The organism is Mesorhizobium sp. M7A.F.Ca.ET.027.02.1.1 (genome assembly GCF_004022985.1).
Taxonomy (GTDB): Bacteria; Pseudomonadota; Alphaproteobacteria; order Rhizobiales; family Rhizobiaceae; genus Mesorhizobium.
The window spans coordinates 1-8,606 of sequence record NZ_RZOL01000260.1; the positions used below are offsets into that span (position 1 = coordinate 1).

The 8,606-nt window shown below is 61.8% G+C and carries 9 protein-coding genes; 7 read left to right on the forward strand and 2 right to left on the reverse strand.

What is annotated here, in order from left to right:
- Window positions 1-99 precede the first annotated feature (99 nt).
- Window positions 100-810, forward strand: coding sequence for a purine-nucleoside phosphorylase (locus tag EN749_RS24185; protein WP_128289138.1), 711 nt, complete (start codon window positions 100-102; stop codon window positions 808-810).
- On the opposite strand, the gene EN749_RS24190 is transcribed toward EN749_RS24185, so the two are convergent.
- Window positions 807-1,112, reverse strand: a complete 306-nt coding sequence (locus tag EN749_RS24190; RefSeq protein WP_127268969.1) for a ribbon-helix-helix domain-containing protein — start codon at window positions 1,110-1,112, stop codon at window positions 807-809. The two genes, EN749_RS24185 and EN749_RS24190, sit on opposite strands and share 4 nt — an antisense overlap.
- A 208-nt stretch (window positions 1,113-1,320) precedes the next feature.
- Between EN749_RS24190 and EN749_RS24195 the strand changes: the two genes are divergently transcribed.
- The 3 genes from EN749_RS24195 (at window position 1,321) to EN749_RS24205 (ending at window position 3,952) form a co-directional block, all read left to right on the forward strand.
- Window positions 1,321-1,716, forward strand: a complete 396-nt coding sequence (locus EN749_RS24195; RefSeq protein WP_127271303.1) for a VOC family protein — start codon at window positions 1,321-1,323, stop codon at window positions 1,714-1,716.
- Window positions 1,717-1,803: 87 nt separating this feature from the next.
- Complete coding sequence (locus tag EN749_RS24200; protein ID WP_127397185.1) at window positions 1,804-2,334, forward strand: gluconate 2-dehydrogenase subunit 3 family protein; 531 nt, start codon at window positions 1,804-1,806, stop codon at window positions 2,332-2,334.
- A 46-nt stretch (window positions 2,335-2,380) separates the two neighbouring features.
- Window positions 2,381-3,952, forward strand: a complete 1,572-nt coding sequence (locus EN749_RS24205) for a GMC family oxidoreductase (RefSeq protein WP_127397184.1) — start codon at window positions 2,381-2,383, stop codon at window positions 3,950-3,952.
- Window positions 3,953-4,016: 64 nt separating this feature from the next.
- Here the strand turns inward: EN749_RS24205 and EN749_RS24210 are convergent, their stop codons facing one another.
- Window positions 4,017-4,430 carry a hypothetical protein gene (locus EN749_RS24210; RefSeq protein ID WP_127397183.1) on the reverse strand — a complete coding sequence of 138 codons (414 nt, stop codon included), beginning with the start codon at window positions 4,428-4,430 and terminating at the stop codon, window positions 4,017-4,019.
- Between the two features lie 309 nt (window positions 4,431-4,739).
- Between EN749_RS24210 and urtA the strand changes: the two genes are divergently transcribed.
- The 3 genes from urtA to urtC all read left to right on the forward strand — a co-directional run.
- Window positions 4,740-6,050: an urea ABC transporter substrate-binding protein gene (urtA, locus tag EN749_RS24215; protein WP_027036733.1), complete on the forward strand. Its 1,311-nt coding sequence runs from the start codon at window positions 4,740-4,742 to the stop codon at window positions 6,048-6,050.
- Window positions 6,051-6,158: 108 nt separating this feature from the next.
- Complete coding sequence (gene urtB / locus EN749_RS24220; protein ID WP_127271301.1) at window positions 6,159-7,772, forward strand: urea ABC transporter permease subunit UrtB; 1,614 nt, start codon at window positions 6,159-6,161, stop codon at window positions 7,770-7,772.
- Window positions 7,769-8,606: urea ABC transporter permease subunit UrtC (gene urtC, locus EN749_RS24225; protein ID WP_128364115.1), on the forward strand; the 838-nt coding region annotated here is incomplete at its 3' end. The genes urtB and urtC, both read left to right, overlap by 4 nt.

The following is an 8,606-nucleotide window of genomic DNA, read 5'->3' on the forward strand; positions in this document are numbered from 1 at the left end:
GCTGGAGTCTTAGAGCCTTTCCCATGTTCCACCTTGCACAACGCCGTGACAACGCCATGATTGCGGGTGAAACGGCAGGAAGGCTTAGGGGAGCAACTGGTGACGCCGCACAACGAAGCGGACAAGGACGACTACGCCGACACGGTTTTGTTGCCGGGTGACCCGCAGCGCGCCGAGTGGATGGCGCAAACGTTCCTGGAAGCGCCGCGCTGCATCAATCGCCGCCGCGGCGCGCTTGGCTTCACCGGGCTGTTTGGCGGCAAACCCGTCAGCATTCAGGCGACGGGCATCGGCGTTTCATCGTTTCTGATCTATGCGCATGAATTGCTGGACCATTATGGCGCCCGGACGTTGATCCGCACCGGCACCTGCGGCAGCCTGACCGCAAAAGCAAAACTGCGCAGCCTTGTCATCTCACAATCGGCACAGGCGGAAAGCGCCCAGAGCGGCCAGGTTTTCGGCCTTTATGGACCCGCTGGCCCCGACCCGGCGCTCCTCGCATCGTCGCTGGCCAAGGCGGTAGAATTCGGCATCGACCATCATGCCGGCCTGACGGTGTGCAGCGACATCTTCTATCACCCGGAAGGGCGCGCCCGTTTTGCCGTTGCGCAAGCGGAAGGAGCCCTGGCCGTGGATATGGAAACCAGCGCGCTCTATCGCATATCGGAGCATTTCGGAGCGCGTGCGCTGTCGATGTGTGTCGTGGTCGACAACATCGAGACCGGCGAACAGACCGACTATTCCGAGCGCCAGGCGCTTTTCACCGACATGAGCCGTCTGGCGCTCGCTGTCGCTGTGGAAGCGGGCTAAGCAGCCTCCCGCTTCGGCACCATCTGCTCATCCATTCCCGGCCGATGGCCCCGCAGATAGAGCGCGCAGGTGGTGCGCAGCATCGACGCAAAGTTCGGGATGGCGCCGTTGATCTCGATGGCTTCGTCATAAAGCTTCGAAATGAATTTTGGCGTCGTCAAATCCTGGTTTTCGGCGATTTCGTCCAGCAAAGCCCAGAATGTCGCTTCGAGCTGGATGCTGGTCGAGTGGCCGTCGATGCGAATCGACCGGTTGATCTGGCGATAGCCTTCGGGATCCTGGCCCGCAAACACCCTGCACATCCGACAAACCTCCCATGATTGTTGGTCTTGGGTGGACGGGCGTGCAGTTTGATACTGCTTGACCTGTCCCCACATGCATTCTCGGGCAAAATTGCCGGTCCGGCAATCGGACTTTCGTCCCGTTCGCGGCTGCGGGCGTGGTAACCGGCTGCCACCACCTTTTTCCCGTGCCGCGCATAATCGCCTCCACACCAGAACGGAGACTGATTTGGCCAAGGCGATCCACAGTATGATCCGGGTTCTCGACGAAGCCCGATCGCTCGATTTCTACAGAAACGCCTTCGGGCTCGATGTCGCCGACAGGCTGGATTTCGAGACATTCACGCTCATTTACCTCAGCAATGCCGAGGCAGGGTTCGAGCTCGAACTGACCGTGAACAAGGATCGGCAGGAGCCTTACGGGCTCGGCGACGGCTACGGCCATCTGGCGGTCTCGGTCGTCGATCTCGACGGCGAACATGATCGTCTCGGCGCGCTAGGGCTCAACCCGAAGAAAATCGTCGAGTTCAACCGCGACGGGTCGCTGATCGCCCGCTTTTTCTTCATCGAGGATCCCGACGGCTACAAGATCGAGGTTCTGCAACGCGGAGGTCGCTTCCAATAGGAGACATCGCAGCCGTCCCCTGACGGGGGCAGCGCGCCAGCAACGGCGTTCTGAAGAGAGCGCACATAGCAAGCAGGGAGGAATAAAATGGTCACGATCTATGACGCGAAGCCCGGGCTGTCCCGTCGCGAGCTTCTCAAACGCGGCAGCATCGGCGCGCTGCTCGTCATCTCAGGCGGCGCCGTCATCAGCCCCGAGCATGCCTGGGGACTGGAGACATCGGCACTCAAGCCCGAAACCATGGCGACGCTGATCCAGATGGCGCGTGACATCTATCCGCACGATCAGGTTCCGGACAAATATTACGCCATTGCCGTGAAAGGCCACGACGAACAGGCCGGCAAGGACGCCGCCTACAAGACTATGCTCGAAGATGGCATCGCCGACCTCGACAAGAAGTCCGGTGACGGCGGCTACCGCGGCCTTGGCTGGGAAGACCAGCGCGTCGCCGTGCTGAAGCAAATCGAGGCGACGCCGTTCTTCCAGGCCATTCGGGGTGGCCTCGTGGTCAGCCTCTACAACCAGAAAGAGGTGTGGCCGATCTTCGGTTACGAGGGCGAGTCCTATTCCAAGGGCGGCTACATCGCGCGCGGTTTCGACGACATCGAGTGGCTCTGAGCCCCGTCGTTCTTGAACCCGCAAACAGAAATCATGGGAGGAAACCATGGCAGCTTCATTTGATCTGAACAACGATGGCGTGGTCGTCATCATCGGCTCGGGCGCCGGCGGCGGCACGCTCGGCAACGAACTCGCCCAGAAGGGTGTCGACGTCGTCATCCTGGAAGCCGGCGCGCGCCACGAATACGAAGACTTCATCAATGACGAGTGGGGTTCGTTCAGCCAGCTCGCCTGGACGGACAAGCGCACCACGTCGGGCGACTGGCGTGTGGCCAAGGACTTTCCCAACCTGCCGGCCTGGATCGTCAAGTCGGTCGGCGGTTCGACCACGCATTGGGCGGGAGCTTCGCTGCGCTTCCAGGAGCATGAGTTCAAGGGGCTGTCGACCTACGGCAAACTGGAAGGCGCCAACCTGCTCGATTGGCCGATCACGCTGGCCGAGATGGAGCCCTACTATGCCCAGGCTGAAGCCAAGATGGGCGTCACCGGCACCAATGACTGGCCGCGGCTGCCGGGCAACAACAATTTCAAGGTGTTGAAGGCCGGCGCCGACAAGCTCGGCTACAAGGAATGCCACACCGGCAACATGGCGATCAACTCGGTCGATCGCGACGACCGCATGTCCTGCCAGCAGACCGGCTTCTGCTTCCAGGGCTGTAAATGGGGCGCCAAATGGTCGACGCTCTACACCGAGATACCCAAGGGAGAGGCGACAGGCCATCTCGAAGTCAGGCCGAATGCCATGGCGATCAAGATCAACCATGACGCCAGCGGAAAGGTGACCGGCGTTGTCTACGCCGACAAAGACGGCAAGCTGCAGGAGCAGAAGGCGCGCATCGTCGCGGTTGCCGGCAATTCGATCGAGAGCCCGCGGCTGCTGCTCAATTCGGCGTCGGGGAAATTCCCCGATGGGCTTGCCAACTCGTCGGGTCAGGTCGGCAAGAACTACATGCGTCACACCACCGGCTCGGTCTATGCCATCTTCGACAGACCGGTGCACATGTATCGCGGCACGACCATGGCCGGCATCATCCGCGACGAGGCGCGGCATGATCCATCGCGCGGTTTCGTTGGTGGCTACGAGTTCGAGACGCTGTCGCTCGGCCTGCCGTTCATGGCAGCGTTTCTTGATCCGGGCGCATGGGGGCGCTCGTTCACCACAGCACTCGATCACTACGACCACATGGCCGGCCTTTGGATCGTCGGTGAGGACATGCCGCGCGCGGAGAACCGCATCGCGCTGCATGCCGACGAGAAGGACGCGCACGGCATGCCGATCGCCGACGTGCATTTCGACGATCATCCAAACGACACCGCGATGCGTAACCACGCCTACAAGCAGGCTACGGCACTCTATGATGCGGTCGGCGCCACCCGCACCTTCCCGACGCCGCCCTATCCGTCGACCCACAATCTCGGTACCAACCGGATGAGCGAGAAAGCGGAAGACGGCGTCGTCAACAAGCACGGCCAGGCGCACGACATCAAGAACCTGTTCGTGTCGGATGGCAGCCAGTTCACCACCGGGGCCGCCGAAAACCCGACCCTGACGATCGTGTCGCTGGCGATCCGCCAGGCCGACTACATCGCCGCGCAGATGTCGGCCAAGACGATCTAGTCACATCCTCCCGACGGACTGCTGGCGCGGAACCGGCAAGGTTCCGCGCCTTTTTCTTGCCGCCTCACTGCTTTGTGCAGGTCGAGGCGGTGAAGGCGCCGTCGGGCTGCTTCATGATCATGTCGAAGGAGGGCACGGTTTCGCCGTCCAGCGTCGCCTGGGTCAGCGACAGTGAATTGCCGCCGGCGGTATATCCGCCCAGCGGCCCCAGCCACGAGATCACGCCGTTTGCGTCCATTTGGTAGTTGTAGCCCTGCCGCGCGGTGCCGAAGACGCTAAGGCTGGTGTAGACGGGGCCGCTGTAGACGTTCCCCTTGATGGTGATGTCGCCGAGGCTGAGGAACATGCCAAGCAGGTACACTTCGCAATGATAGGCGCCGTCAGGCATCTTGCCGTCGCTGAAATCGGCTCGCGCGGCCACGGTTGCTGCAGCCAGAAGCAGTATGCCGATGAAAATACGTGAAATACCTGAAACCATGACGTCGCTCGCTTGAAGAGCGAGCTTGCCCTATTTTTGCACCGCGCCGCAACATCGGTCGCCTGAGGCACTGGTGAGTTCAAAATCTAGGCAGGTTTGGCAAATGATCGAAAAATAGGCAGAGGCTGCGCAAGCTGCGCAAAATTCCCTCAATCGATTTCTGGCCACCTCTCTTTGTTTTGTAAGCCCTATATGCCAAGGTGCTGATATCTATAATTTATTTGTGCCCTTTCGGGATTGCCAGAGCGGTTGGCATGGGGGTTGCTTTGTAGTGTTGCGGTGCAATCAACTAGCTTGGGAGTCTGTAATATGAGGGGTAATTTCTCGACAATAACAAAAATGTTTTCGGCTGGTGTGGTCGCCGCCGGCCTGTTGACGTCCGCTCCGGTCAAGGCCGCCGACGACACGATCAAGGTCGGCATTCTCCATTCGCTGTCGGGGACCATGGCGATTTCGGAGACGACGCTGAAGGACGCCATGCTGATGCTCATCGACGAGCAGAACGCCAAGGGTGGTCTGCTCGGCAAGAAGCTCGAGGCGGTCGTCGTCGATCCGGCTTCCAACTGGCCGCTGTTTGCCGAAAAAGCGCGCGAACTGATCTCCAAGGACAAGGTCGCGGCGGTGTTCGGCTGCTGGACCTCGGTGTCGCGCAAATCGGTGCTGCCGGTGTTCTCGGAACTCGACAATATCCTGTTCTACCCCGTCCAGTATGAGGGCGAGGAAAGCGAGCGCAACGTGTTCTACACCGGTGCGGCGCCGAACCAGCAGGCCATCCCGGCTGTCGACTATCTGATGAGCGAGGATGGTGGTTCGGTGAAGCGCTGGGTGCTGGAAGGCACCGACTACGTCTATCCGCGCACCACCAACAAGATCCTCGAGGCCTATCTGAAGGCCAAGGGCGTGGCGGCTGAAGACATCATGGTCAATTACACGCCGTTCGGCTTCTCCGACTGGCAGACCGAAGTTTCGGCGATCAAGAAGTTCGGTTCGGCCGGCAAGAAGACCGCCGTCGTCTCGACCGTCAACGGCGACGCCAACGTGCCGTTCTACAAGGAACTCGGCAACCAGGGCATCAAGGCCGAGGACATCCCGGTCATGGCCTTCTCGGTCGGCGAGGAAGAGCTAGCCGGTCTCGACACCGCGCCGCTGGTCGGCCATCTCGCCGCCTGGAACTATTTCGAGAGCGTCGACACGCCCGAGAACAAGAAGTTCATCGCCGACTGGCACAAGTTCATCAAGAACGACAAGCGCACCACCAACGATCCGATGGAAGCCCATTATATCGGCTTCAACATGTGGGTGAAGGCGGTCGAGAAGGCCGGCACCACCGATCCGGACAAGGTCATCGACGCCATGATCGGCGTGTCGGTGCCGAACCTGACCGGCGGCTATTCGACGATGATGCCGAACCACCACATCACCAAGCCGGTGCTGATCGGCGAAATCCAGGCCGACGGCCAGTTCGAAACCGTGTCGCGCACGCCGGGCCTGGTGATGGGTGACGAGTGGTCCGACTATCTGCCTGATTCCAAGGACCTGATCTCCGATTGGCGCGCGCCTCTGTCCTGCGGCAACTTCAATGTTGCCACCGGCAAGTGCGGCGGCAAGGGCACGAACTGATCCTCCCCGGGCTGGACCTTCAGGTCCATGCCCATGACCGCGCGCGTCCGGACGGCTTCCTCCGCCGTCCGGACGCCCACTTCAACCTTCAGGGGTTACCAGAGACCGATGATCTTGATCCGCACGGGTTTGATGCTGTTGTTCCTGCTGGCGACACTGTCGTCCTCCGGCGCCGGCGAAGCCGATCTGCGCGGCATCATCGCCAAATTCGCCACGGCCAAGGGCTTTTCCGAGATCGGGGCCGTCGTCCACGAACTGGCGGCCGCCGGCGATCCGGCGGTAGAGCGGCCGCTTGCGGCACTTGCCGACGGCAACCTGTATGTCCGCAAGGCTGATTCCCTTGTGTTTGTCGGCAAGGAAGCGGGCGAAAGCGTCCAGCTTTCCGACCCGTTGAGCGGCGAGGCGTCGGGCGAAGCGGCCAAGGACGGCATCACCAAGATCAAGGTCAACAACACGCTGCGTCGCGTCATACGCGATGCGTTGGGCACGCTGACGCTCGGCGCCAAGGACCCGGCCGTGCGTGTTGCCGCCGCCGACACCATGTTCAAGACTCCCGACGCCGCAAACATCGGACCGCTCGACACGGCAATCGCCAGTGAGACCGTGGCCAGCGTCAAGGCGCTGCTCGAACAGGCTCGTGCCGCCTCCGTTCTGGTCTCCGACCGGCCCGAAGCCGACAAGCTCGCTGCAATTGCCCTGATCGGCGCGCGTGGCGACCGCGATGCGGTTTCCCTGCTCACCTCGGTCGAGGCGAATTCCACCGACGCGGTCAAGCAAGCGGCGACGACCGCAATCGCCAACATCAATTCGACGCTGGCCTTCTGGGATGCCGGGCAGAACATCTGGTACGGCATCTCGCTGGGCTCGGTGCTGCTGCTGGCGGCAATCGGCCTTGCCATTACCTTCGGCGTCATGGGTGTCATCAACATGGCGCATGGCGAGATGGTCATGCTCGGCGCCTACACGACCTTCGTCGTCCAGCAGGTGATCCGCACCTCCTTTCCCGGCCTGTTCGACTGGTCGCTGGTCATTGCGCTGCCGCTGGCCTTCCTCGTCGCGGCCCTTGTTGGCCTGATCATCGAGCGCGGCGTCATCCGTTTCCTCTATGGCCGGCCGCTTGAAACGCTGCTGGCGACATGGGGCGTCTCGCTGATCCTGCAGCAGGCCGTGCGCTCGATCTTCGGGCCGACCAACCAGGAGGTCGGCAACCCATCCTGGATGTCGGGCTCGTTCAATCTCGGACAGTTGGCGATCACCTGGAACCGGCTGTGGATCCTGGTTTTCGCGCTCGCTGTCTTCGGCATCCTGCTCTACGTGATGAAGCGCACGCCCTGGGGCCTGCAGATGCGCGCCGTCACCGCCAACCGGCGCATGGCCGCCTCGATGGGCATCAGGACGCCATGGGTAGACGCGCTGACCTTCGCGCTCGGCTCCGGCATTGCAGGCATTGCCGGCGTCGCGCTCAGCCAGATCGACAACGTCTCGCCCAATCTCGGTCGCGGCTACATCATCGACAGCTTCATGGTCGTCGTCTTCGGCGGCGTCGGCAATCTGTGGGGCACGCTGGTCGGCGCCTTCTCGCTCGGCATCGTCAACAAGTTCCTCGAGCCCTATGCGGGCGCGGTGCTCGGCAAGATCGTCGTGCTGGTGCTGATCATCCTGTTCATCCAGAAGCGCCCGCGCGGCCTGTTCGCGCTCAAGGGCAGGGCGGTGGAAGCATGATCACGGGACGCTTCTTTGCCGCCGGCGCGGACCGCCGCATCGCCATCACGATCTTCATCCTGCTGGCGGTGGCCGTCCTTGTGCCGCTGCTCAACCTTGCGGTGTCTCCCACCAGCGCCTTCTACGTCCCTTCCTACATCGTCGCGCTGACAGGCAAATATCTCTGCTATGCGCTGCTCGCCTTGGCGCTTGACCTGGTCTGGGGCTATTGCGGCATCCTCTCGCTCGGTCACGGCGCCTTCTTCGCGCTCGGCGGCTATGCGATGGGCATGTATCTGATGCGGCAGATCGGTTCGCGCGGCGTTTACGGCAATCCCATCTTGCCCGACTTCATGGTGTTCCTGAACTACAAGGAATTGCCCTGGTTCTGGTACGGTTTCGACCATTTCTGGTTCGCCGGCCTCATGGTGCTCGCGGTGCCCGGCCTGCTCGCTTTCGTCTTTGGCTGGTTCGCCTTCCGCAGCCGCGTCACCGGCGTTTATCTCTCGATCATCACCCAGGCGATGACCTACGCGCTGCTGCTTGCCTTTTTTCGCAACGACATGGGGTTCGGCGGCAACAACGGCCTGACCGATTTCAAGGATATTCTCGGCTTCAACGTGCAGGCCGACGCGACGCGTTCGGCGCTGTTCGCGGCCAGCGCCGTGATGCTGGCACTTGCCGTCTTCGTCACCTGGGCGATCGTCGGCTCCAAATACGGCAAGCTCCTGATGGCGGTGCGCGATGCCGAGAGCCGCACGCGCTTCCTCGGCTGGCGGGCCGAGAACGTGAAACTGTTCGCCTTCACCGTCTCGGCTGTCATGGCCGGCATAGCCGGCGCGCTCTACGTGCCGC

What these genes read in the sequence shown, in the direction of transcription:
- urtA (WP_027036733.1), top strand. Translation starts at nt 4,740, where the DNA reads ATGAGGGGTAATTTCTCGACAATAACAAAAATGTTTTCGGCTGGTGTG.
- EN749_RS24210 (WP_127397183.1), bottom strand. Translation starts at nt 4,430, where the DNA reads ATGGTTTCAGGTATTTCACGTATTTTCATCGGCATACTGCTTCTGGCT.
- EN749_RS24190 (WP_127268969.1), bottom strand. Translation starts at nt 1,112, where the DNA reads ATGTGCAGGGTGTTTGCGGGCCAGGATCCCGAAGGCTATCGCCAGATC.
- urtB (WP_127271301.1), top strand. Translation starts at nt 6,159, where the DNA reads ATGATCTTGATCCGCACGGGTTTGATGCTGTTGTTCCTGCTGGCGACA.
- EN749_RS24200 (WP_127397185.1), top strand. Translation starts at nt 1,804, where the DNA reads ATGGTCACGATCTATGACGCGAAGCCCGGGCTGTCCCGTCGCGAGCTT.
- EN749_RS24205 (WP_127397184.1), top strand. Translation starts at nt 2,381, where the DNA reads ATGGCAGCTTCATTTGATCTGAACAACGATGGCGTGGTCGTCATCATC.